The organism is Pseudoalteromonas sp. FUC4, from assembly GCF_008370255.1.
GTDB lineage: Bacteria > Pseudomonadota > Gammaproteobacteria > Enterobacterales > Alteromonadaceae > Pseudoalteromonas.
Window position 1 is genome coordinate 746,160 of record NZ_SEUI01000002.1, and the last position, 25,684, is coordinate 771,843.

Consider the following 25,684-nt stretch of genomic DNA (forward strand, 5'->3'; position numbering starts at 1 on the left):
TTAATTTAGTTTGTGTACAAAATAATAGAACAAGTAATTAGAGATTGCAAATACTTTGCATGCAAATTAAAATGGCATATATTGAAATAAAGGATAACGTTATGCCGTTTGAGCAATTAAAGTTAAAAAATCAGTTATGTCATCGTTTATACATGGCATCTAACAGCATTGCGCGTGCGTATCGCGAGCCTTTAAACGAGCTAAATTTAACTTACCCGCAATACGTAGTAATGATGGCACTGTGGGAGCATGACGAAATAACAATTGCAGAGCTAATAGATAAAACCGCTATTGATGGCGGCGCTATGACCCAAATACTCAAAAAAATGACCGAAAAGTCTCTGCTAGCAGTAATTAAAGACGAACACGATAAGCGTAAACGCCTAATTCAGCTTACCCAAAGTGGACAAGCCCTTAAAAACGGAGCCGCTGATATTCCAAAAAATATATTATGTAAGTTTGAAAGTGTAGACCCCACACAAGCCACACAGCTTATGCAGCTGCTCGATTTAGTAGTAAATGATTTAAATACTAAGACTATTACTTAGCCCACTAATGTTGCTATTTTTTGCTGAATAAAATCTCTAAATGCGGTGATAACCGGGGTCATTTGGCGTCTATCAGCGTACATCATGTATAGCGGTAGTGGATCGCTTTGCCAGTCAGGGCATAAATGTACAAGCTCACCACTAGCCAAAGTTTCTATTACATCTAAATACGATTTATAGGCAATGCCTTTACCTTCAATAGCCCAGCGCCTCACCATTTCTCCATCGTTAACTATGTGTTGGCAATTTAGCTGCACTTTTTGCACCGCGCCACTTTTATAAAAACGCCACTCTTTAAATACTTCGCCAAAGCGCATAAAAGTAATTGTTGTGTGATCGGCTAAATTTAGTGGATGAGTTAAAAGCCCATGTTTGGCAATATAATCAGGGGACGCCACTAAAACACGCGCATTATTTAAATATAAAGGAATAGCAATAAGCTGTGAATCTTTTGGAACACCAAAGCGCAGCGCAATATCTATTGATTGGCTGTAAATGTCGCTTACTTCGTCACTTAAATGCAGCTTTAGTTTTATATGCGGGTACTGCGCTAAAAACTCATTTAGCCAAAGGCTTAACTTATTGCGTCCTAAATCACATGGCGCCGACACCTGTAAAGTACCGTTAACCTGCCCTGCTGATATTTGTACTGCTGCAACGCCTTGTTGCAATAGCGCAAGCGAGTCTTTGGCATAACTTAAAAACTGATCCCCCGCCACACTCAAGCGTAAGCTGCGGGTAGAGCGAATAAACAACACGTTTCCTAAGTCTTTTTCTAGCCGTTTAATGGCTGCACTTACCGCTGCTGGGGTTTGCGCGTTTTGCCGTGCGGCTTCAGAAATGCTGGCGCAACTCGCTACATCTATAAAAGTTTGAATATCGTTAAATGATCGCATATTTTCAATTTAAATTTGAAAGTGCTTTAGTTTTTTATGTCTTTTTCTATTTTTCAACTGCGCTATAGTACAAACATATAAAAAATACATACATATAAATATTCATCAGGAATCGCTATGAAAGCATTTGGTTACATCCAAAACTCCAAAACCCTCAGTTCTGAGTCAATTAAAGTTATTGAGCTTGATACCCCTACTGCCACCGGACACGACTTACTTATTGAAGTGAATGCTATTTCGGTAAATCCAGTAGATACAAAAATACGTGCAAATGTAGCGCCTGAGCAAGGTTACAAAGTATTAGGTTGGGATGGCGTAGGCATAGTAAAAGCTGTTGGCGAGTCGGTTTCGTTATTTAATATTGGGGATCGTGTATTTTACGCTGGCGATTTATCGCGCCAAGGCAGTAATGCGCAATTTCAATTAGTTGATGAACGTATTGTAGGACGTGCGCCTAAAACATTAACCGATGCTCAAGCCGCAGCGCTTCCACTAACCAGTATTACCGCTTACGAAATGCTGTTTGACCGCTTGCAAGTGCCTAAAAATAAGCAAAATACCCAGCAATCTATTTTAGTCATTGGCGCCGCAGGTGGCGTTGGTTCTATTTTAGTACAGCTTGCCAAGCAGCTTACTGGGCTAAACGTGGTAGGTACGGCATCGCGCGATCAAAGCGTAACCTGGCTTAAAGAATTAGGTGCCGATCATGTACTCGATCATTCTAAAAACTTAAACGAGCAGCGCAAAGAACTGGGGTTAGCTGAGTTCGATTACGTTATTGGCTTAACCCACACCGACCAATACCAAGACCAAATAGTTGAGTGTATAAAACCCCAAGGTAAATTTGCGCTAATAGACGACCCTACATCGTTCGATATTTTAAAATTTAAACGTAAATGTATATCTGTACACTGGGAATTTATGTTTACCCGCTCATTATTTACTACAACCGATATAACAGCGCAGCACACCTTACTTAATGAAATTAGTGAACTAATAGATGCGGGCACACTTAAAACCACGCTAGGCCAGCACTTAGGTACTATTAACGCTGTAAACCTATACAAAGCACATCAAATTTTAGAATCGCATACATCACGCGGCAAACTTGTTTTAGAAGGCTTTTAAAATGACCCATATTAAAAAATTACTATTAGCAGCGGCGTGTAGCACGGCACTTTTAGGTAGCAACGCTGTATCTGCTAACATCGCTGGCCAAAATGCTGATTTAAAAACAGTAGCCACATTTGATGCGCAGCACCCACCGGGCAACATTGCTATTACCCCATCGGGCAGAAAGTTTTTATCTGTGCATGGCTTTTTTGGCCAAAAGCAAAAAATTATGGAGCTTTTAAGTGATGGTACAACTAAGCCCTACCCTAATGAAGAGTGGGCATACGCGTATAATAACGGCAAAGGTTTTTACGATGTACTTGGTATTAATGTATCAAATGATGGCATTTTGTGGATGCTCGACACCTCAGGACCCGATCACGCTGGGCGCTTAGTCGGCTGGGATACAAACAAAGAACAACTGCATAAAATTATTTATCTGGCTAAACCGACCATTACCGACACCTCGTTTTTAAACGATTTAGTCATCGATAATAAACATGGCGTTGTATACATTGCCGACACAGCCCAAGGCAGCCAAGCCGCTATTATTACGGTAAACCTTAAAACAGGTGTTGCACGCAGAGTATTACAAAATAGCCATTACACCACAGCCGAAAATATCGATATGGTTATTGATGGGCGCACAATGAGCCTTGGCGGACAGCCTGCCCGCTTAGGTGTTAACCCAATTACGCTTGACCCTAACGAAGACTGGCTTTACTTTGGCTCTATGTCGGGCACATCGGTTTACCGCATTGCCACCAGCGATATAAATAACGAGAGCCTTTCGGCTAAAGCGCTTGAAGACAAAGTTACGCGTTACGGCACTAAGCCAATTTCAGACGGTATTATTGTTGATGGCGGCGGTAACGTATATGTAACCGACATAACCAATGGCGCAATTGGCGTAGTTAAACCTACTGGCGACTACGAAGTATTATTTAAAGACGAACGTTTGAGCTGGCCTGATGGGTTTAGCTACGGAGCCGATCATAAAATATACTTTACCGTTGACGATTTACACAATTCGCCTGTACTTAATAATGGCAAAAATCAAAGTCACGGTAAGTTTAAAGTAATGTCGTTCGAGCCTTTAGTAAAAGGAAAAGTAGGCCGCTAATTTACTTTTTAAGCGACTACATTTTTAAAAAGCCTTGCAAATTTAAGTGACCCAATGGTTGCAGGGCTTTTTGTTAAAAACACACCACTCTGGTGCATATTTTAGTAATACTTCACCGCTTTGGTGCTAATGCTTTTGTACGTATTTACACTTAAATACTAAATACCTGATTTCTATTCATAAAATATTCAAGTTAATGTTGGCATACTTCTTCCTATAAACTGATGTGTTCAGTGAAAATATCAAGGAAAAACCATGTTCAACTTATACCATACCCTTTACCTTTTATGGCGTTTAGACATTAGCGTTTGGCAAGTTAATGATCCAACAAATACCCGCACTACCGCTGATAAAGAACGCGCCTATGTTAAGTAACATCGTATTGTGTAAAGGCTTGGCATAAAGCTTAAATGTATAAACCTACTTTAGGCTAAGCTTTTGCACACTATGAAATTTATGTGTACATTTTAATTAAACTTCAAATTAATCATTCAATATAAAAACAACTCCCTTGTAATAAACTCCATATTTAAAAACCTCGAAAAAATTAGTAAAAACACTGCGTTTATAACTTTGCAAGCAGCCCTAATGCGTTGTATTGTTGCACCCTATTGAAAAATTTTAGTTGGAACGTGTATGCACGCTTTGGAAGTTAATTTTGATGGCTTAGTTGGCCCTACTCACAACTACGCTGGTTTATCGTATGGTAATGTTGCCTCGTTAAATAACGCAGCAAGCTTTTCAAATCCTCAAGAGGCGGTACTTCAAGGCCTTGAAAAAATGAAAGCCATGCACGACAAAGGCCTAACTCAAGGTGTATTTGCCCCTCATGCGCGCCCCGACTTAAACGTACTGCGCCGCTTAGGCTTTACCGGTAACGATGCACAAGTAATTCATAAAGCATTTAAAGCTGACCCTATTTTATTACGCGCGTGTTATTCAGCGTCGGCAATGTGGACAGCCAATGCCGCTACGGTATCGCCATCTCCTGATACAACCGACGGCAAAGTACATTTTACTTCAGCTAATTTAAATAATAAGTTTCATCGTTCATTAGAGCCTGCAACCACTACACGCTTATTAAAAGCGATGTTTAATAACGACAAATACTTTGCGCACCATACCCATTTGCCAGATCAAGGCTTTTTTGGCGACGAAGGCGCAGCAAACCATACTCGTTTTTGTGACAACCACGGCGAGCAAGGCCTTGAAATGTTTGTATTTGGTGCCAGCGCGTTTAACAGCCAATTACCAAAACCAGTTAAATTTCCTGCAAGGCAAACACTCGAAGCCTCAGAAGCAATTTGTCGCTTACATAACTTAAAAGATTCAAGCCAAATTTTACTACAGCAAAATCCAGACGTAATAGACCAAGGTGTGTTTCATAACGATGTAATTGCAGTAGGTAACGCCAACGTATTACTGTGCCACCAGCAGGCATTTTTAAACCAAGCTTTGGCACTGCAAGATATTCGCGAAGCGTATGTGGGCAATAAAGAATTTTACATTATTGAAGTACCTACCGATAAAGTAAGCATTACCGACGCTGTAAGTAGTTACTTATTTAATAGCCAGCTAGTGAGTCTTGAAGATGGTTCAATGCTGTTAGTTGCACCACAAGAGTGTAAACGCAACAGCGCGGTTAACGCCTACATTGAAGAAATGATCATGGCTGATAACCCAGTAAACCAAGTACAGTTTTTTGACCTGCGCCAAAGTATGCAAAATGGCGGCGGCCCAGCTTGTTTGCGTTTACGTGTAGCCCTTAACGAGCAAGAACTTGCTGCAGTAAACCCAGAGGTTATTTTAACTGATACTAAATACACACAACTGTGTGACTGGGCAAAACGTAACTACCGCGACAAATTAGGCGCAAGTGACTTTGCAGATTCAGCCCTACTCACCGAAAGCTACCAAGCCCTTGATGAGCTAACACAACTACTTAATTTAGGCTCAGTGTACGACTTTCAATTAGAAGGTTAATATCTCAGCCTACACAAAGGCTAATACAAAAATAGCGAGCCAGGGCTCGCTATTTTTATTCGTGTTTATGTTTATGCTTATGTTAATACATACTTAAGCATCTTTGTTAACAGTTATGGCCGATGCCATAGACTCAGATATATGAAGCGTGCGCTGCGGAAATGGAATACTCAGCCCTGCGCCTTCAATTGCTTCTTTAACACGTTTATTTAAATCCCACACAGTTTGCCAATAATCACCATTAACAGCCCACGCACGTAATTGAATGTTCACTGCGCTTTCGCCTATTGATGTCACCATTACTTTAGGTGCAGGCTCTGCGAGTAATCGGCTCTCTGATGCAGCTAATTCTTTAAGTACATTTAAGCCAACATCAATAGAGTCGGCATACGAAATACCCACCACTATGTCCATTCGTCTTTTGCCATTACGGGTAAAGTTTTTAATATTGCCCCCCCACACTTTGCCGTTAGGCGATGCAATATAAAGGCCGTCGGTGGTTTTAAAAATAGTGGTAAATAGGTTTATTTCATTCACAGTACCAAGCGTGCCACTGGCATCAACAAAATCGCCTATTTTAAAAGGTCTGAGTATTAGCAGCATAATACCTGCAGCAATATTGCTTAGCGTATTTTTAAGGGCTAAACCAATCGCTAAACCAGCAGCCCCCATTAGCGCAATTAAGCTTGCCGTATTAACGCCAAAAATATCTAAAATAAATAGCCCGCCAATTATATAAACTAAATAACCAGCAATACTCGATAAAAGAGGAAGCAGCGTACTATCCACCTTTTTTAATGGCGATTTAGAGTTTTTAATCGCTTTTTTAACCGAGCGTGCAATTAAGGCACTCGCAATTAAAATCACCAACGCTAAAATCACTTTGTATCCTAAAGTGATGATTGTTTCTGAATGGCTTTGCCAAAACGCTAAAAGTTTATCTTTCATGTTTGTTCCGATAAATGTGGCTGAAACTCAGCAAAATAATGGTTAAATCTAATAAAACCGACTTCAAAAGAAGTGGCGCGAGTATATAGAATAAAAAATTTAAACCTATCTTTTTTAGTCACTTATTTCAATTTTAATAACGGCCTAAAAAACATGATGATTGAAGTACAAAACACAGCTATTTATCGCTAATTTATAGTGACTATTCAATGTAGGTTAATCGTTTATTGTTATGGTGATTTTAAGTTTTTAACGTTCATTAAAGAGGTTACCTATGGCAAAAGAAAAAATAGTACTCATAACCGGCGCTTCTAGTGGCATTGGTGAAGCAACGGCAAAAACCTTAGTAAACAACGGTCATAAAGTTATATTAACCGCCCGCAGAGAAGAGCAACTTAACCAACTTGTTGCCGAACTAGGCTCAGATAACGCACTGAGCGTAGCCGCAGATGCAACCGACTTTACCGCACTTGAAAGCGTGGTTACCAAAGGCATTGAAAAGTTTGGCCGATTAGATGTAGCCTTTGCTAACGCAGGCATGGGTGTTTCAACCGCTGGCACCGAAAAAGGCGACCCCGATGAGTGGTCAACCATGATTGACATAAACATTAAAGCCCTACTGTGGACTGCAAAACTAACACTGCCGCATTTACGCCAAAACAAAGGTCACTTTATATTAACCAGCTCTGCCGCTGGCCGTAAGCCAATTGGTGGCTCTATTTACGGTGCAACTAAATGGTTTGCTTATGGCTTTGGACAAAACTTAGCAGAGGAAATGAGCGAATGGAACGGCCGATGCACAACCATAGCACCAGGCATGGTAAACACCCCGTTTTTTGATGAAGCTAAACCCGACAAACTCGACCCACAAGATGTAGCCGACGCCGTACTGTTTGCCATTGAAGCAAACCAGCGCAACAGCGTACGTGAGATTTATTTAATGCCGACTAATTAACGTTGGCTGGTTAAGTTGGGCTATCAGGTTTAATGCCAATGGCGTTAAACCTGATGGTTGTTAATTCTAAATACCGGCTAGATAGAATGAAGGGAAAATATTCGGCATTAATAAAAGCTTGTTATATATACAGTAACTCTAAACCTCCATCACTAGGTTCAAATACTTCAAGCCAAATGGTAACACCATTTTCATCGCTACATTCAATATCAAAGGCTCCATCATAAACTTCAACTATTGTTCCAATATCACCGACCTGAGGAACTCTAGAGCCAAAGCTTTTTTCTGAATAGATAAATTTTTTATTAAGAGATATCACTTTTACGACAGAATATTGCTTCATTTGATTCTCAAGTACGTATAACTTTTTTACAAGCGGAAAATTATAGTTAACTATAATGTTTGAGGAACGAAAAATAGCCAACTGTAATTTTCCGTTTAATATTCCTGTTAGCTGCTTTTTAGATTGCGCTCTAAGAATACAACTCTCGTTTTACCCAGCTTCGCCGTTTTAAACTCAGAATAACCACGGCGTTTATACATCGCTAAATTAGAAGCACTAAACTCCCCTGTAAAAAGCTCAACACGATTAGCTTCTGGAAATACTGTTTCAAGTGAAGAAAGCAACTTAGAGCCAACACCCTGGCCATGCAGTTCAGGCCATACCGCCATGCGTCCAATATAACAACTACCAGCTTCTAAGCGAGCTTGACCGCTTGCCAATAACTTACCGTTATCAACAACTTTCAAAATAATTTTCTTCTCAAAGTCTGCTTTCAGTTCATCAAGCGTTTGAGTTAAAGGCGGGATATTAAAATCATTATGCAGTTCAGCTTCTGATTGATAAGCTACGCGCTGAAGTGCTAGTAAACATTCTGCATCTTCTATTGTGGCGTGAAATATTTCCATATACTCAATTCCTTTTGGCAGCTAACGCCCAAATCAGATGCGCCGTAGGCGTCACCTGGATTTACTTGTTATGTGCGAATTAATCTGCTGCTAATAGTAAATCATTGGCAGCTAGCTCTTTAGTTTTTAATATAATGTTATCAACCACTTCTAAGCATTGGTTATTATGTACCATGACTCTTTCCAAGAAAGCTTCAGTATCTTCATCTTGACGCTCAGAAAACTTGGTATTGAATATTTCCTCTCTTAGATCAGCCAATGATGATTCAATACCTTTAATATCTGGGTCAAGATACAAACCTTTAACATTAAATATTGTTTCTAGTTTTACATAACTCTCGTGAGTATCTTCAGATAACTCTTTGCGTTTTTTTACAGCTTCTTCTGAGTCATATTTTTCGTGCAACAGGTTACGTTCACTTTCCACATATTCAGCATAGGAATTCATATATTCTTCATCTCCAGACATACACCCAGCCCCTAATACTACATAACATTCAAAATAATCTTCAGTGTACGATTTTTCTCGATTGATATATTTTCTTGTTAAGTATAAAGAATTCAAAATCTCTTCATATGCTGTACGTTTAGCATCCCAAATTTGTTGCTTTACCCAATATTTCTCGTTTAATTGGTTTTTTATTCCTTCAACTACTTTCGTGCTTTTCTTTAACTGCGTTATAGCGTTTTTAAAATCATGCCTTGTAGCAAAATTCTTCATACGATACTTTAGATAAAAACCTAATGGTGCAATTATCAAAGCAGTTACAACTGATGGGTAATATGTTGATAAATCCAAAAATACTTTCCTGTTTACTAAATGTTTAACTAGCATATAACAATTTAGTCTACGACATTTGTCGATTTACAAACCGACAAATGTCTTTATATTACAATGATTTTATCCTAGCTATAAAATAAACAACTGTAAACAGTTAGTTAGCCTCGCCTTACCTTTTCTAAATGTAGCAAAACCCCAAAATGGTGGAGATCAGTAATATCAGACAAATCATTGTTTAGTTATACCGGTTGGTTATTAATTAACAGGTTATATTTTAAATATCTGTGTTTAAACCAATAACGCGTTCCCCCTATAACCCTCAAACTTGTAACTCATTATTACTTATAAAATTAGTTAAAAATCACAATCACCTTCTATTGAATACTGTGTATTTTTACTTCATATTAAATATTCTTATTTCTCACTTATTATGCTGTTATGTCATTTTTAAAATTTAGCCATGCACTTATTTTAACCCTTGCTAGTACCCTACCGCTTACAAGCCATGCTGCGCTTGATAAAAATGAGCGTGAAATAGTAAAACAGGTCGATAAAAACATTCCCCAAGCACTTAAAGAAATAGAGCAAGCCGTAAATATTAATAGCGGTTCGCTTAATATTGAAGGTGTAAAAAAAGTAGGTGCGCTGACAAGTGAGCAGCTTAAAGCCATTGGTTTTAAAGTTGAATGGCTTGATGGCAGTGCGTTTAACCGCGCAGGGCATGTACTGGCTACCTTTGAGAGTAAAAACCCCGATGCAATAAAAATACTGATGATCGGCCATCTAGATACGGTATTTGCCAAAAACGATAACTTTACTACCTACAAACAACTTGATGCCGATACAGCCAGTGGCCCAGGCGTTGCCGATATGAAAGGCGGTAACACTATAATAATTACCGCTCTTAAAAGCTTACAAGCCCTTAATTTGCTTGAAAATGTAAGCATAAAAGTATTGCTGACTGGCGATGAAGAAAGCAGCGGTCGCCCGCTTAGCTTATCTAAACAAGCTATTGTTGATGCAGCAATTTGGGCTGACGTAGCGCTTGGCTATGAAAATGGCGATAACAATATAAAAACCGCTATGGCGGCGCGCCGTGGCTATACCGGCTGGACGCTAAACGTAACGGCAAATGCAGCGCATTCGTCACAAATATTTAGCGAAAGCGTTGGTTATGGCGCTATTTACGAAGCATCACGCATTTTAAATGATTTTAGAGAGCAACTTGCCACGCAACCTAATTTAACATTTAACCCAGGGCTTATTGTGGGCGGTACCAATGCCGATTACGACAGTGCTAACTCGTCAGCAACTGCATTTGGTAAAAGTAATGTAATAGCACAAACCGTGCATGTTGCAGGTGATTTACGCGCACTTTCACCAAAGCAATTCGAAAACGCAAAAAGATCAATGCTACTCATTGCTAGCAACAGTTTAAATGGTAGTAAAGCTGAACTTATTTTTGAAGATGGTTACCCGCCAATGGCATTAACTGATGGCAATAAAAAGCTATTAGAATTATACAGCGACGCAAGCCACGATTTAGGCTTCAACAAAGTAGTTGCCGCCAATCCACGCAATGCAGGTGCGGCTGATATTTCGTTTGCGGCAAACCATGTTGATATGGCACTTGATGGTTTGGGCTTAATGGGCAGCGGCGCACACACCAAAAACGAAACAGCCGATTTAACCAGCCTTGATAAAAACATTAAAAAAACGGCATTACTCATTTATAGATTAGGGCAGTTATAAACACCTTTAAATTGGTTCTAATCGGTTAGCCGCAACTTGCATTGCAAACTTACGCAGTGCTTTAAGTTGCGGGCTTTCACTTTGCCAATAATGCCAATACAAAGGCGTATCAATATAATACTCTGGAAATAAGTCAACTAACTCCCCTTTTTGCAGGGAATCACCAAGCTGCAAAGTCGGTAATAAGCCATACCCTAGGCCTGCTATCATGGCTTGTTTAAATCCTTCTGATGAGGGATATATGTGCATATATTCTGGCGTTGAGCCGTTAATATCGGCTAAAAACTGGTGCTGTAGCTTGTCATATTCACTAAAAACTAAACACGGTACCTGCGCCAATTGCGTAAGCGAAGTGAGGTTATGCTGTTTAATAAAGTCCGGACTCGCAATTGCCTTGTAACGTATAGCGCCTAATGGGCTCGCTAACCCCCCATTTACAGGCTCAGAAGATGAGCTAATACATACCATTACCTCGCCGTCTTTCATTCTTTTATGGGCGATGGATTGATCCTCTGAGATCACTTCAAATCTAAATTTACAATCAGATTCTGTATCTAGTATGGCAAGGGCTTCTGGCAACCATGTAGCTAATGAGTCAGCATTGGCAGCCAACTTTACACTAAGAGGTGTGTTTAAGCTGGAGTGCTCGTTAAGTGCATCTACGTTTAAAGCAACTTCTAACTGCAGGACTTGTTGTAAATGATTAAGTAAACGCTTGCCAAGAGCGGTTGGGCGCGGTGGCTGCGTTCTAATAATTACAGGCTCTCCAAGTTTGGCTTCGAGTTGATGAATACGCCGACTTACTGCCGATTGCGTAATAAATAGCTTTTTAGAGGCTTTTTCAAACCCGCCTTCACTAATAACCGCTGACAGTGCATTGAGTAGTTGATAATCAATCATGATTTTTACGCATATAACCCTAAATATATTCATTGGATTTGTAGCAGAGTACCCCCTACTCTGCAAGGCATTGAATGATTGAGTGGATTTAAAGTATGTCGTTTTTATCGGGTGTGATGCTGGGGCTAAGTTTAATTATTGCTATTGGCGCACAAAATTTTTGGATTTTAAGCCAATGCATGGCTGGCGCTAATCGGTTTGTTTTAGCCACGGTATGCATTATTTGCGACGCGACTCTTATTTTAATAGGTGTATTTGCAGCAAATGAATTACAGCAGTTATTACCAGGATTACTGCCTTGGTTAACATGGGGCGGTATTGCGATGCTATTGTACTTAGCGTATGGATCTGCAATGCGAGCGATTAAAGGGACTTCGGGTTTAAAAATAAGCCAAGTAGAAAAAGTAAGCTGTTGGAGTACTGTCCTTTCGGCCTTTGCAATCAGTTTGTTAAATCCACATGTGTATTTAGATACCGTGTTATTACTTGGCAATATTGGCGCTTTACAACCAAACCCAATGCATTTTGCACTTGGCGCTTGTGTTGGGTCACTAATTTGGTTCAGCACTTTAGTGCTTTTTGCTCCTAAACTTAAAAGTATATTAAGTTCATCATTTAGATGGCGAATATTTGATACCACAATTGCAGTTATATTATGCTTTGTGGCGTTTGGCCTTTATAACGTACCCAGCTAATAGTAAAAAAGCAGCGACTTTTAACAAGCGCTGCTTTTGTTTTATTCCCCCTAGGCTAATGTGTTTTACCGATAGCCTTGAGGGTTAATTATTTAAGACATTATTTTAAACAGTAAGTCTTTTACGGTTGCTGGCTCAAATGGTTTATCACAAATTGCGTCTACCCCTGCTTGGGCTATGTTTGCTAGGTGCGTTTCGTTAGCTTCTGAGCTCACCATTAAAATAGGTATATGCGAGTAGCTATTTGAGCTTCTAACGGTTTCGGTTAGTTCGCGTCCGTCCATTTCTGGCATGTTGTAGTCGGTTACTATTAAATCAAACGATTGATTATTTAAGTGCTCAATAGCTTCTTTACCGTTTTCAGCTTCTACTGGTGCAGGTATTCCCATACCGGCAAGTACACGTATTATGTGCTTACGCGCAAAGCGGCTGTCATCTACAACGAGCACTCGCAGTAACGTTACGTCGAAATGTTCAAGCTCGACTTCTTCTTCACTAATTATGTCTAGCGTGGCTTTAAGCGCGCGTGTAATAGCGGTTGCACTAAAAGGCTTTGGTAAAATAGCTAATACACCCGATTGGCGAAGTTGCTCTAAATACTTTTTATTTCGCTCGCTTGATACAAGCATAAACGGTTGATGCTCGGTGCTTGGGTTTGATCTGATTTTTTGCAATAAGGTATCGGCTGTTCCATCGGCCAAATACATGGCGCTTATTACTAAATCTGGTTGGTATTTAATAAGCAGTGCTAATGTTTGCTCTTGTGTGGTTGCCGTTTCTACTTGTTTAACGCCACTATCTAATAACGATTTTATAATTATTTTTTGTTGAACGTCTGAAGGTTCTACTAAAAGTATTGATAAATTGGCTATTGCGGTTAAATCACTCATTTATGTCTCTTGTATATTATTATGTTTTTATAAAGCGATTGCTTTTGCTAATTAATATTATAGAACAACATGTATAACTGGAGAGATAAAAACTTTGCAAAATTGTAAATAATATTAAAGATTGCGCGTTAAATACTCATAACGCGCTTACTTTAGTTGTTTTGAATGTACTCCAGTGCCGTCATTTTTTTATAACTTACATTCGGGTGTAAAATATGAGCAGGCTCGGGATCTACAACTTCAATAGGAATGTTGTAATCGCGGGCTATTTCAATTGCCATTTGCGTAATATTGACGCTAAACGAGGTACCCATAAATACAATCTTATCGGCGTTGAGCATACGCTGTTGTGCTTGTGTTATTCTGTAAAGCTCGGTGTAGTATTCGTCAAATAATAAAACAAAGGGCTTAAATGAATGATTTAGCTCAGGTGTTTGGTTTTGAATATTAAACACTTCAAATAAAGAATCGTGTAAGCAGCTTTCATCAACGTCTTCCCACGGAGCGGTAAATGGGGTTACATCGTCGCCTTGCTCATGAAATAAGGTCATTTGATCGAGCCTGCCATGAATAGCAATGTAGTTTTTATTACCTGCTTTGCCATCAAGCCCATCTATGTTTTGAGTGATTAAATTTTTGTCACTTAGCCAATGGTGCACGTCGTTTGGGCCATGGTTGCGATACGTTGCAAAGCGATGGTAATACCATGCTAAAAACTCTTTAGGAGCGTTTTGGTACATTGCGCGTGTTGCCATTTCCATAGGCGTATAATTTTTACTGCCTATGGTCCAGTAACCATCCTCACCTCGAAATGTAGGAATGCCACTGGCTGCGCTGACTCCCGCCCCGGTAATGTAAAGGGTGTTCATTTTTGAACCTCGTAACCGAGTACGTTAGCACTTACTTGCTGGTTATTATCAATACCGCCAATTCGGTATAAAACACCGTTGTGCTCAAGTAAACCACGATGATCCATACTTTTTACGTCAACCGGTGATAAAACCTTCCATTCGTTTTTATCACCACTAAAGCGCCAAACATGATTGCTTGCTGGTGCAGGTTTGCCGTCGTAGCCTATTGCGCTGTAGTTATATGGGTTGTTAGAGCCTGCCAGCATATAAATATTGCCATTATAGCTGGTGGCTGCCATTCGATAGTGAGCGTTACCCGTTGGGTGTGGAAGCGTGCGCCAATCTATTTTTTGTGGATTAGTTGAATCTATAGTGCCTTTTAAGCACTGTGCTACACCTGCAAACGAGCGACGCGAATTAGGATTAGCTTGTGTTTTAACACCATCACAAACAACAATGGTATTACCGCTAATTGCAGCAGCTTGGCCAAATACAGGCTCACCTAAAAATGGCGAGGCTTGTTGCCATGTATTATTTTGCGTGTCGTATACTTGTACTAAGTTTACATTGCCGTCGTTATGCCAACCGCTAATTAGATAAATGTAACGCGCTTTATAGCTAAGCGCTACGCTATCGTCTACGGGTACTGGCATGCTCGCAAGGTGGGTGTAAGTATCTTTTATTACGTCGTACCTATATACGTCGGGGCTTGAAACTTCAGTATGATCCTCTGCTACCGTATAACCGCCAAACACATAAGCATACTCGCCTAAGCCGACTGCGGTGCTTGCTAAGCGCCCTTTTAATGGCAAGCTTGAAGGCACACCAGTTTTAGATTGCCACTGTGAATCGCCAACTTTAAGCGCCCACACTTTGTTATGCACGGACGAGTATTGTTTATCGCGCCCTAGCCCCATAAAGCTTAAAAAATAGGTTTGGTTTTGTGCTGCTACTTTAGCTACCGCATTATTAGAAACAGGCTCTGGTAAAGCGGGAAGGCTTGCTAACGCAAGAGAAAAAATAAGGCTCATAAGGCAAGTAATTTAATAAGAATTAATACGCTCAGATTAAATTATTTTAGCCTTATGAGCCAGTATTGTTATATCTAAATAATCAAACGCTTTTGATTGATGATTAAGCTAGTAGGCAACACTAATATACTGATTTACATGCGCCACATTTTGCGCTTCATCAACCATTGCTGTTGCGTAATCAGTAACCGAAACTTTGCTTTCGCCTGCGTCATTAGTAAAAAATGTATTACTGCCTATACGGTAATCACCTTCATTATCACCTAGATAAATAATGTCTGCAGGACTTACAAACGTCCATAAAGCAGAGCTAGGTGTTGTTTTAAATACTTTAAGTGCTTCACCTTGTGCTAGCGCTTCGGCTTTATATTCATCAGGAAACTCTGGTGTTGATACAAGCGTAACTCCAGGTGCGACTTCTAAACTACCTGCACCACCCACCCACAATAAACGTCTACTAGTCTTATTAAGTGCGTTAAGTAAACGCTCTGCTGTTTGCGCTACGAGCTCGTGATTGCCACTTGCACGACCGCCTACCGAAGCAATAACAACATCAACGCCTTCAAGTACTGATGCAATGCTATCTTGGCTTTGTAAATCAAATACACGAACGGCTGTGTTATCAGTTACTTGCGGCATCGCGTACAATGCTCACTACTTCTAAACCACGTTTAGTAGCTTGTTGTACTATTGTGCTGCCAATCCAACCTGTTGCGCCTAAAACTGCTATTTTCATTATCGTTTCTCTATCTGTTAAGTTGATAAAGTAAGTTTACTTGCACTACTTAAAGTGATAAATACACAGTTAAGACACATATTAGTTCAAAGTAAGTTGCCAATGGATAAAATAACCGCAATTACGAGTTTTGTTGAAGTTGCCCGCTGTGGCAGCTTTACTAAATCAGCCGAACATTTAGAGTTAAGCCGTTTACAAGTAACTCGCCATGTACAAGAAATAGAACAATGGCTTTCACTCAAGCTATTTCATAGAACTACACGCAAGGTAAGCTTGACCATTCAGGGCGAAGAAGCACTTATTTACTGCCAACAAATCCTCAGTACGGTGTCTGATTTACAAAGCAGAGCGCATAGCCATAATAATGAGCTGGTGGGCACAATTCGAATCGCCTCTCCTATTGGGCTTGGCCAAAATTTGTTATTTGATATGGTGGAGCAATTTGTTGCAATTCATCCTCAAACTAATATTCAACTTGTACTTTCGGATAACTTGTCGCAATTGGTTGATGAACGTGTTGATGTGGCGCTGCGTTATATTGATCAACCTAGTGAGCAGCTTATTGCGCGTAAACTCATACATATAGATAGTGTGTTGTGTGCATCAAAAACCTATTTAGCTAAATCACCTTTGCTAAACAAGCCACAGGACTTACTTAATCAAAATTGCTTAGTGCATAGCAGCGCGGCTAAATGGCGAATATTATCGAGTAAAAGTAATGAACAAATTGGCGTAAGTGGCAATTTGCAATCAAACGAAATGACCGTATTAGTTAAAGCTGCAGTTAAAGGAATGGGGATTGCTAATATTCCGTGCGATTTAGCTAATCCTTATTTGAGGAGTGGCGAACTCGTTGAGGTGTTACCTGAGTATTACTCATCAGGACACAATTTATGGGCAGTTTATTTATCAAGAAACTACCAACAAACTGTTGTAAGAGCATTTATAGATTTTTTAGCACAGCACTGGCAAAGTGATATTAAAAATATGGCGACAAGTAAGATACTGTAGCGAAAGGTGTTGTGGTCATGAGTTAGTTTAAGGTAAAAAATCAACGTCGGTATTAAGGTAAATAGGCTACATTGTCTAGGCCTCGTTGTTTATTTTTGTACATCGCTTGGTCAGCATGTTTTATAAGTTCGTGATCTGTTTGACCATGCTCGGGGTAGTTTGCAATACCAATACTAGGTGAGATATTTAAGCTTAATTCATCAAGTGTAAATGCCGCTTTAAATTGGGCAAGCAATTTTAATTTTATAAAGTCAGCCTCGGTTAGTGATTTTAAATTATCTAAAATAATCAAAAATTCATCTCCCCCTAAACGCCCAACTGTATCGTACTCTCTAATGACACTAGAGAGCCTAATAGCAATGCTATGCAGTAGTTTATCTCCCACACTATGGCCGTAAGTATCGTTAACAGCTTTAAAGCCGTCTATGTCGATAAATAGTAATGAAAAAAATGAATCGTTTCTTTGTGCTTTTATTAGCGTGCTTTGCAATCTATCCATTAATAACGAGCGATTAGGTAAGCCGGTAAGTACATCGTGGCCTGCCAGATAATACAATTGCTCTTCCATTATTTTACGCTCAGTTATGTCATGCGCTACAGCAATTCTTACTTGATGTTGCTCTGACCAACGAACAGACCATAGTATATGAACTATTTGACCATCTTTTCTTATCCAGCGGTTTTCAAAGCGAGGGTTTACCGTTTCGCCAGACAATAGCGTAGCTACAGCGTTATGTGTTTTATGATGATCACCTTCGTAAACATAGTTAATCATTTTTTTGCCAACAACTTCATCTGCCGTATAACCAAAAATTTGCTCAAATGCGGCACTGACAAAAACAAATGTGCCTTGTTTATCTACCACACATACGGCATCAAGCATTAAATCGAGAACTTCTTCTACATTAATCAATTCATTTTTCATCATACTTTGGTGCCTTCAAAGCAAAACCAAGCGAATTTAAGTATTCTATATACCTTTAATAAAAGCAAAGAGAATTAAGTTCTCAACAATAGTTAATTTAACGTTACACTAAAATTTTATTTTTTTGCCACTCTCTCTACCTTTATAAAAACATGGTCTAAAATATTAATGACCTAAAAGTGCTTTGAAATCCTTCTAAAATAGACTAACTTTCAAATTATATAACTGATAGCTATCAGTAACTTCCTCTTTGCTTACTCTGCTGAAAATATTTATATGAGGGCTGTATACTTTATTTCCAGATTTTTTTTACAATTCGTAACGTGTAATAAAAATTTAATAACTACAAAATTGATTTGTTTGATTTAATCGTAATTATACTTTTACATTGCTAATATATGTTAACATCGTGTGATATCACATGTTTTACAAAAACAATGACTGTTTTTGATTTTTTGATTGCGCTGGAGACTTTTGGGTGAAAATATCACAACGTTTATTTTGGCCGTTACTTTTTGTTTGCCCACTTTTAGCTGCTGAGCCGTTTGAAGACGAAGACCTTGATCTTGATGCTTTAATGGGTATGGATGTGCAAGCAACCTCTGCAATGAAAAGGGCGCAATCAGCATTTGATACCGCTTCATCTATATACGTTTTAAGTAAAGAGCAAATAACAAAGTCTGGAGCAACCTCTGTTCCCGAAGTACTCAAAATTGTGCCTGGTTTAATTGTACGCCAGCTCGATAATAATCAATGGGCTATTTCATCAAGAGGCATTGCCTCTCGTTTTTCAAGCAAACTGTTAGTAATGATTGATGGGCAAAGCTTGTATACCCCAAAATTTGCGGCAGTTTACTGGGAAACCCTAAACGTGCCTTTGTACGATATTGAACGCATCGAAGTAATACGTGGGCAAGGCGGGTTACTTTGGGGTAGTAACGCAAACAATGGCGTTATTAATATTATTACTAAAAATAGTATTGATACTCGCGGTGGATATGCAAACGTAACAACTGGTAACCAAATAAATGTTGATGCTAACCTTCGCTACGGTGGTGATATAAGTAACAAAGGCAGTTACCGTGTTTACGGCCACTTAAAAGATGCTAATGAGTCAAAAAAGGGAATTTCACTTCCTCCTAACGATACTACAAAACAGCATTCATTAGGCTTTAGAGCTGACTTTACCCCTAGTGATGAGTGGTCAGCACTACTTCAAGGCGATATAACTCACTCAAAACTTGGCCAAAACTATCGCGGTGTTATAGATGAAACCAACGCAAACATTGCATTTTCGGATGATTTAAAACGAACAGACTCACGCATAATGGCTCGGCTCGAAAACCGAATGTCGCCAGATGCAAACCAGATGCTACAAATTTCTTGGCTTAAACAAAATGGCTCTCAAAATTACATTAAAGAAGACTTTCAATCGATAGATATTGATTATCAAATGAACTTTATATATCAATCTCTACAACTAGATTGGGGCTTAAACTACCGATACAATTCTATATCTTTCGCAGAAAGCGTATTTTTAGATAGTGATAAAGACTTCGATAACCTCACACAATATGGCGCACTTGTCCAAGCTCAGTACAATATGATTCCTGATACCCTTGACTTTATTATTGGTACTAAACTTGACCATAACGATCTAACCGGCTGGGAAAATCAACCATCAGCAAGACTTATTTATAAGCCAGCCGATAGCAACGTTGTATGGGGCGCTGTATCACGAAGTGTTCGAACCCCTACTCTAATTGAGTTTAACGATAACTTTAAAGTTAATGGTACAAAAGTAATAAACCTAGCCGGTATAAGCTCAGGCTTTGAACAAATAGACAACTATAGAATTGCAACATACCTAAATGGTAATGACAATGTTAAGTCAGAAAACTATCTATCGTATGAATTAGGCTACCGATTTACAACTAAAGACTGGTCGTTAGATTTATCGTCTTATTATACTGATGCTAAAAATGTAGCGGTTATTGATATGAATACGCATGCTGAGCAATTCACTCCAATACTTGATTTATTTCTAGCAGGGAGAATTCCAGAAGTCTTTCAAGCACTAACAATGACCCGCTTAGATTTAGACTTTGCATCTGTAGCAGACACAACGACTAAAGGGTTCGACCTTGTTGTATCATGGCAACCAGTAGATAATCTCAATACTGAGTTTGGTTATAGCTACACTGACTATAATTACGACTTACCTCCACGAGTAGAACCGGCTATTGGCTATGACTCTAAAAACAAGCAGTTATTTGTAAAAGCCGATTATACATTCTTAGCTGACCATAGTGTATTTGCGACTTTACGAGCAGTAAACTCAAATGCATATAACACCGATAATTACACAACGTTAGATATTAGTTGGAATTGGCAGGCTACTCCTGTGTGGTCTACTGCAATTTCAGGTAAAAACCTATTTGCAGGTTCACATATTGAGTACAACAATACGAGCGAAACCTATACATTACCGAACTATATTGATGAGTGTATTACATTTACTATTTCAGCAAATTTCTAAGTTAGTTAGATGATTAAGTTAAGAAGTCTAATTCACAGTAGCTTAATAACATTGACACTTTTTAGTGCCAGCGTTAGCGCTGTTGAAAAAGAATACATGTTAAAAGCAGGCTTCTTATATAACTTTGCACGTTTTGGACAGTGGGATTCTCAGTTAGAATCCCTTAATGAATTTACTATTTGTAGCCCTGATAAATTTTTTATTGATGTGGCTAATACCGCTTTAAAAAATCGTACGATAAAAAACTTACCTTTATACAACAAATTAATTACTCTTGATGAAGTCGCAACCTCCGCGTGTAACATGCTATTTATTACCTCTGATACATTTATCCTGTGGCAAAAAATGATGCCCTTAAAGCTAAAAAACATTATGATCATTGGTGAAACAGACTCATTTATGGAAAGTGGCGGTCATATCAGGTTCTTTCTTTCCAGTGGAAAAATTCGCTTTGAAATTGCACCAAAGCAGCTAAAAGACGCAGGTATTACTATGAGTTCAAAAGTACTGCGACTTGCCCGCGTTGTAGATAGGTGATTCGATGAAAAAACTACTCTCACTCAATACAATGAGCAAAAAATTATTATTTATCTTAATGAGTGTCGCACTTGTATCTACCGCTACAGTAACCATTGTATTTAGTGCTTATGAAATCACCAGCGCTAAAAAGGAGCAAATAGAAAGCTTAGGTTCTCTGTCAAAAATGCTTTCACCCAACATAACTACCGCGCTTATGTTCGACGATATGGATGCAGTACAGGAGCTTATAAACCCAATACTTATACGCTCAGATGTTATTAGTATAATGGTAACAAGTATGACTGGTGAGCAACTTGTTATTGCGCAATCCGAAGATGAAGAAGTAAAACAAAGTATTGAAGTTAATACCCCCCTTCAACTCGATATGCATGATTATGGCGTATTAAAAATACGCGCTAACAACAGTTACATTCAAGACAGAATCACTTTTTATTTTAAATTTATAATGATTTTGATGGTGCTTACCTTTGCTATCAGCCTTATTTTATCTCTTTTACTAAGGCGCCGCTTTTTAAACCCCATTTTATATTTAGCACAAACAGCAAATAAAATAACAACGTCGCATGATTATAGCCTACGTGCAAAACAGCTATCACAAGATGAAGTAGGACAATTAACCTCTTGTTTTAATGCTATGTTATACAACATTGAACAAAGAGAAAATTCATTAGAAAACCAAGTTAGACTGCGTACTAATGAACTTGAAAATGCAAATATTCAGTTGCAACAATATGCCTACCAAGACGGATTAACCGATTTACCAAATAGACGGTATTTTTACGAGAAGCTACAAAGGTTAGTAAGTGTTGCAGGAATAAAATTCGCACTTATATTTATAGATTTAGATGGTTTTAAAGAAGTAAACGATAGCCTTGGCCATGACTACGGTGATTTATTATTACACCAAGTAGGAGCCAGACTTCAAAGCTGTATAACAAGTAGAGATACTGTAGCTCGTTTAGGCGGAGACGAATTTACATTAATTTTAGAGGGTGTAAACAGTCCAGATGAAGCATCAAAAATTGCCGAAGCTATAAAAAACAGCTTAATGCAGAGTATTAAAATAAAAAAGGAAACGGTATTTGTTACGGCAAGCATAGGTTTAACGTTTTTTCCTACTGATGGTTCAACAGTAGAAGAACTCGTTAAACGTGCGGATCAAGCGATGTACTTGTCTAAAAATAAAGGTCGGAATCGCTATGAATTTTTCTCGTATGCTATTGAAGAAAAAGCCACAGAAAAACGTCGCCTAATAGAAGAAATACGCGTAGCAGTCACCCATAATCAATTTGAATTATATTACCAACCTATATTTTCAATTGACGGGAAATCAGTCCCAAAAGCTGAAGCCCTTATTCGTTGGAATCATCCTGAACGAGGCCTAATAGGACCCAATGAATTTATACCCGTCGCTGAAAAAAATGGGTTAATAAACGACATAGGTCAATGGGTAAAATATCAAGCGATTCAGGATACCGTTCAATTTAACGTTTTGAGTAAAAAAACAATTCAAATAAGTGTAAATACATCACCGCTTGAAATTGATCGTGCAGGTTGTTGGGTGAATGATTGGATTGCAGCAAGTAGAGAATATGAGCTGCCTGCAAAAACTATATTAATTGAAGTAACTGAAAACACACTAATGGATCCAGACTCGTCAATACAGCGACAATTAAAACGGTTGAGCGCCATTGACATAGATATAGCTATTGATGACTTTGGTGTTGGATACTCTTCTTTAGCGTATTTACAACGTTTAGATATCGATATTTTAAAAATAGATCGCTCGTTTATCAATGACCTTGAATCTAATGATAATAGTATTGCTCTCGTGAAGGCTATTATCACTATGGCTCACAATCTAGATGTAATGGTGGTAGCAGAAGGTGTTGAAACACAAAAACAGTATGATCTGTTAAAGCAGCTTGCTTGCGATTATATTCAAGGCTACATTTTTTCAAAGGCAATTTCTAAAAAAGAGTTTATTAAAAAATATATAGAACAAAAAGAAGTTATCTAACTTATGCCTGTTATGCTGAAATTTATTAATCTAACATGGAGCAACCCACTAACTCTTCAATGTAAATCCTATATATTTAGAGTTTAATCCCAAGCTATAACCAGCGAGGGACAAGTTGCTTATACTCTTTGTATTGTGTAGAAAAACGATGAGCTAAATGAGCTTCCTCAACTAAAGTTTGTCTATATATAGCTATAAAACCAATTACTAAGCAGGTTAAACTGAATACACTAGGTAAGGCTAAAAAGAAACCCACTTGTGCAGCTACAACACCTAAATACATCGGATTCCTAGAGTATTCATATAATCCTGATGTTTTAAGCTCATGCGGTCCCTTGGGATCAATTCCTGAGCGCCAAAGTGCTGCCATATGAAAATGTACAAACATCGTCAAAATAAAGCCTGCGGTCAATAATACATCGCCAAATAATACTCCTGGCCAGCCATTGAGTATTGGGAATAGCCCTAGATAGCTATCTAACTCAGGTACAAACACCCTAATTACACATACAAACCAAATAGCAGCTCTGAAAAATTTAAAAACCATATGGTTCCACCAACTAGTACAGTATTTATCACCGGGATAAATAACGCCTAATGGTGTATCTCGATTTTTATAAATAATTCTAAATGTATAAAACCCCGCAACAAAAGTATAAAAAATAGCTAAGTAAATACGTGTAAATTCAACTAGCGAAGTAGAGTCATCTAAAAGTGTTTCATAGGGCATCTAGTTACAGCTCACAATCATTATTGGTAGTAATTTTAAAACAACTAACTCAATAAATTTTAGTTATAAGGTCATGAAATTATATTAGTATTCATTGCCTTCATAAACAAGTTAAGTCAGAGGTTTGTTAACGAGTAATCATTAACTAATACCATTAATTTAAAATAACTTTGATTTATGAGGATCTCACACTTTTTATATAATACCAATCTGCTTATATATTTGAATTGATATTATTCACTCATATTTTTACATTCTATATACGCAAAAAAACGACTATTTCGTTTAGGACTTTCTTTAATTTGAAGCTTTGTACAGTGCAATAGTGCCCTCAGCGTTAGGAAGTCCCAGTGAAAGACTGCACTCGCATCGGCGATGCCACTTTAACTAGTTAAATTCAGTAGATTATTCACTGAGAGACGCTTCGCTCTAGAGAAATACCTAAATCATTTTTCTGCAAATGTAAAAAAGCTCAGATCGTTAGGTTAGGGAGTTCTACAACTTAAAACTTGTATGATCTCATGATACCTACAGCGGGGGAGAGTCACAGTGAAATGCTGCGTACTCATTGCTGAGCGGTGAATTTTATGATTTTAGCGTCGGGAGTAGCTAAGCTCGCCTGACCTACGTGATGAGTGTTGATGTGAGTGTGTGTTAATTACGCACATTTCACTTTTCTGAAGACATAAAAAAGCCCGAATCGTTAGATTCGTGCTCTCTACAATGTGAAGTCGGTGCGCTACGCAGTAGGATGTCGTAGTGCCCACAGCGGTGGAGAGCCACAGTGAAATTCTACACTCTCTTTGTGTCGGGGCGGCTTTCCGCGGGGCTCGCCTTCGAGCTGTTTTGTTTCACTACTGAGTTCGTCATGGGCTCTTGGCTATTTACTAAATCCCAGACAGCAAAAAAACCGTCACATTACTGTAACGGGTTTCTTTAATTTGAAGTCTGGTAATGTCGTAGTGCCCACAGCGGTAGAGAGCCACAGTGAAATGCTACACTCTCTTTGTATCGCGATATGAATGTGTGTTAATTGCGCACATTTTACTTTTCTGCAGACGTAAAAAAGCCCGACTCTTTCGAATCGGGCTCTCTACAATTTGAAGTCGGTGCGCTACGCAGTAGGATGTCGTAGTGCCCACAGCGGTAGAAGGTCACATAGCAAATGCTACACTCTCTTTGTGTCGGGGCGGCCTTCCGCGGGGCTCGCCTTCGAGCTGTTTTGTTTGATGTATAGGAATACAAATGCCGTGGAGTACAGGATGTACGAGAGCGGCCACTACTGAGTTCGTGATGGGCTCTTGGCTATTTATTAAATCCCAGACAGCAAAAAACCCGTCACATTGCTGTAACGGGTTTCTTTAATTTGAAGCCTGGTAATGTCCTACTTTCACATAGCAAATGCTACACTATCATCGGCGCTGTTTCGTTTCACTACTGAGTTCGGCATGGAGTCAGGTGGGTCCAAAACGCTATTGTCACCAAGCAAATTTGGGCGTTAATCCGTATTACTACGCACTAACTGAATTTGGAAAATATCTGATAATATTTTTTAAGTCTTCAGTAAATATCTACTTTAGTCATATTAACTTCTGTCAAACTGTCGCATAAAACGCGTTTGGCGTTGTATGGTTAAGCCTCACGGGTAATTAGTACAAGTTAGCTTAATGGCTCACACCACTTCCACATCTTGCCTATCAACGTTGTAGTCTTCAACGGCCCTTCAGAGACTTTAAAAGTCTAGTGAGAACTCATCTCGAGGCCTGCTTCGCGCTTAGATGCTTTCAGCGCTTATCAGTTCCGAACGT

22 protein-coding genes, 2 rRNA genes and 1 pseudogene are annotated in these 25,684 nt (G+C 38.9%); 11 read left to right on the plus strand and 14 right to left on the minus strand.

From position 1 onward, the window contains the following. The first annotated feature begins 101 nt into the window (after positions 1-101). On the plus strand, positions 102-548 hold the full coding sequence (locus EU510_RS09355) for a MarR family winged helix-turn-helix transcriptional regulator (RefSeq protein WP_149593296.1): 447 nt from the start codon (positions 102-104) through the stop codon (positions 546-548). Here the strand turns inward: EU510_RS09355 and EU510_RS09360 are convergent. Beyond that, complete coding sequence (locus tag EU510_RS09360; RefSeq protein WP_149593265.1) at positions 545-1,444, minus strand: LysR family transcriptional regulator; 900 nt, start codon at positions 1,442-1,444, stop codon at positions 545-547. The genes EU510_RS09355 and EU510_RS09360 overlap by 4 nt on opposite strands. A gap of 117 nt (positions 1,445-1,561) precedes the next feature. Here EU510_RS09360 and EU510_RS09365 point away from each other — a divergent pair, with 117 nt between their 5' ends. The 3 genes from EU510_RS09365 to astB all read left to right on the plus strand — a co-directional run bounded on the left by EU510_RS09365 (position 1,562) and on the right by astB (position 5,663). Then, on the plus strand, positions 1,562-2,572 hold the full coding sequence (locus tag EU510_RS09365; RefSeq protein WP_149593266.1) for a zinc-binding alcohol dehydrogenase family protein: 1,011 nt from the start codon (positions 1,562-1,564) through the stop codon (positions 2,570-2,572). 1 nt (position 2,573) lies between these two features. Then, positions 2,574-3,680: an L-dopachrome tautomerase-related protein gene (locus EU510_RS09370; RefSeq protein ID WP_149593267.1), complete on the plus strand. Its 1,107-nt coding sequence runs from the start codon at positions 2,574-2,576 to the stop codon at positions 3,678-3,680. A 636-nt stretch (positions 3,681-4,316) separates the two neighbouring features. After that, positions 4,317-5,663, plus strand: a complete 1,347-nt coding sequence (gene astB / locus EU510_RS09375) for an N-succinylarginine dihydrolase (protein ID WP_149593268.1) — start codon at positions 4,317-4,319, stop codon at positions 5,661-5,663. Between the two features lie 93 nt (positions 5,664-5,756). Here astB and EU510_RS09380 read toward each other — a convergent pair whose 3' ends face one another. After that, complete coding sequence (locus EU510_RS09380; protein ID WP_149593269.1) at positions 5,757-6,611, minus strand: mechanosensitive ion channel family protein; 855 nt, start codon at positions 6,609-6,611, stop codon at positions 5,757-5,759. A gap of 274 nt (positions 6,612-6,885) precedes the next feature. Here EU510_RS09380 and EU510_RS09385 point away from each other — a divergent pair, with 274 nt between their 5' ends. Further along, on the plus strand, positions 6,886-7,566 hold the full coding sequence (locus tag EU510_RS09385; RefSeq protein WP_149593270.1) for an SDR family oxidoreductase: 681 nt from the start codon (positions 6,886-6,888) through the stop codon (positions 7,564-7,566). 121 nt (positions 7,567-7,687) lie between these two features. On the opposite strand, the gene EU510_RS09390 is transcribed toward EU510_RS09385, so the two are convergent. The 3 genes from EU510_RS09390 to EU510_RS09400 form a co-directional block, all read right to left on the minus strand. Continuing rightward, positions 7,688-7,909: a hypothetical protein gene (locus tag EU510_RS09390; RefSeq protein WP_004334476.1), complete on the minus strand. Its 222-nt coding sequence runs from the start codon at positions 7,907-7,909 to the stop codon at positions 7,688-7,690. Positions 7,910-8,016: 107 nt separating this feature from the next. Beyond that, on the minus strand, positions 8,017-8,475 hold the full coding sequence (locus EU510_RS09395; protein WP_149593271.1) for a GNAT family N-acetyltransferase: 459 nt from the start codon (positions 8,473-8,475) through the stop codon (positions 8,017-8,019). 79 nt (positions 8,476-8,554) lie between these two features. Beyond that, positions 8,555-9,274, minus strand: coding sequence for a hypothetical protein (locus EU510_RS09400; RefSeq protein WP_149593272.1), 720 nt, complete (start codon positions 9,272-9,274; stop codon positions 8,555-8,557). A 420-nt stretch (positions 9,275-9,694) separates the two neighbouring features. On the opposite strand from EU510_RS09400, the gene EU510_RS09405 reads away from it, so the two are divergent. Continuing rightward, a complete protein-coding gene (locus EU510_RS09405) occupies positions 9,695-11,008 on the plus strand; it encodes a M20/M25/M40 family metallo-hydrolase (protein ID WP_149593273.1) in 1,314 nt (437 codons plus the stop codon). Between the two features lie 6 nt (positions 11,009-11,014). On the opposite strand, the gene EU510_RS09410 is transcribed toward EU510_RS09405, so the two are convergent. Beyond that, entirely contained in the window at positions 11,015-11,908 is an 894-nt protein-coding gene (locus tag EU510_RS09410) for a LysR family transcriptional regulator ArgP (protein ID WP_149593274.1), read from the minus strand. Between the two features lie 95 nt (positions 11,909-12,003). On the opposite strand from EU510_RS09410, the gene EU510_RS09415 reads away from it, so the two are divergent. Next, entirely contained in the window at positions 12,004-12,603 is a 600-nt protein-coding gene (locus EU510_RS09415) for a LysE/ArgO family amino acid transporter (RefSeq protein WP_149593275.1), read from the plus strand. 92 nt (positions 12,604-12,695) lie between these two features. Here the strand turns inward: EU510_RS09415 and EU510_RS09420 are convergent, their stop codons facing one another. The 4 genes and pseudogenes from EU510_RS09420 to EU510_RS09435 form a co-directional block, all read right to left on the minus strand. Continuing rightward, positions 12,696-13,493 (minus strand): response regulator, encoded by a 798-nt coding sequence (locus EU510_RS09420; protein ID WP_149593276.1) that lies wholly within the window; start codon positions 13,491-13,493, stop codon positions 12,696-12,698. 152 nt (positions 13,494-13,645) lie between these two features. After that, entirely contained in the window at positions 13,646-14,362 is a 717-nt protein-coding gene (locus EU510_RS09425) for an SIR2 family NAD-dependent protein deacylase (RefSeq protein ID WP_149593277.1), read from the minus strand. Further along, entirely contained in the window at positions 14,359-15,375 is a 1,017-nt protein-coding gene (locus EU510_RS09430) for a Kelch repeat-containing protein (protein WP_149593278.1), read from the minus strand. Before EU510_RS09430 ends, EU510_RS09425 begins: the two co-directional genes overlap by 4 nt. Positions 15,376-15,483: 108 nt before the next feature. Continuing rightward, positions 15,484-16,111: pseudogene (locus EU510_RS09435) on the minus strand (NAD(P)-dependent oxidoreductase). A 102-nt stretch (positions 16,112-16,213) separates the two neighbouring features. On the opposite strand from EU510_RS09435, the gene EU510_RS09440 reads away from it, so the two are divergent. Next, entirely contained in the window at positions 16,214-17,122 is a 909-nt protein-coding gene (locus tag EU510_RS09440) for a LysR family transcriptional regulator (RefSeq protein ID WP_149593279.1), read from the plus strand. A 52-nt stretch (positions 17,123-17,174) separates the two neighbouring features. Here EU510_RS09440 and EU510_RS09445 read toward each other — a convergent pair whose 3' ends face one another. After that, the gene (locus EU510_RS09445) at positions 17,175-18,050 is read right to left on the minus strand and encodes a diguanylate cyclase domain-containing protein (RefSeq protein ID WP_149593280.1); all 876 of its coding nucleotides are present in this window, start codon (positions 18,048-18,050) and stop codon (positions 17,175-17,177) included. A 475-nt stretch (positions 18,051-18,525) separates the two neighbouring features. Between EU510_RS09445 and EU510_RS09450 the strand changes: the two genes are divergently transcribed. Genes EU510_RS09450 through EU510_RS09460 form a run of 3 tightly spaced genes read left to right on the plus strand, consistent with a single transcriptional unit; the run spans position 18,526 to position 23,146 of the window. Then, positions 18,526-20,586, plus strand: a complete 2,061-nt coding sequence (locus EU510_RS09450; RefSeq protein ID WP_149593281.1) for a TonB-dependent receptor plug domain-containing protein — start codon at positions 18,526-18,528, stop codon at positions 20,584-20,586. Between the two features lie 9 nt (positions 20,587-20,595). Further along, a complete protein-coding gene (locus EU510_RS09455) occupies positions 20,596-21,123 on the plus strand; it encodes a YfiR family protein (RefSeq protein ID WP_149593282.1) in 528 nt (175 codons plus the stop codon). A gap of 4 nt (positions 21,124-21,127) precedes the next feature. Further along, complete coding sequence (locus EU510_RS09460) at positions 21,128-23,146, plus strand: putative bifunctional diguanylate cyclase/phosphodiesterase (RefSeq protein WP_149593283.1); 2,019 nt, start codon at positions 21,128-21,130, stop codon at positions 23,144-23,146. Between the two features lie 94 nt (positions 23,147-23,240). Here the strand turns inward: EU510_RS09460 and EU510_RS09465 are convergent, their stop codons facing one another. The 3 genes from EU510_RS09465 to EU510_RS09475 form a co-directional block, all read right to left on the minus strand. Further along, entirely contained in the window at positions 23,241-23,876 is a 636-nt protein-coding gene (locus EU510_RS09465; RefSeq protein ID WP_149593284.1) for a methyltransferase family protein, read from the minus strand. Positions 23,877-25,247: 1,371 nt separating this feature from the next. After that, positions 25,248-25,362: ribosomal RNA gene (rrf, locus tag EU510_RS09470) — 5S ribosomal RNA — on the minus strand. Positions 25,363-25,504: 142 nt separating this feature from the next. Beyond that, positions 25,505-25,684, minus strand: a 23S ribosomal RNA gene (locus EU510_RS09475); the annotation flags it as partial.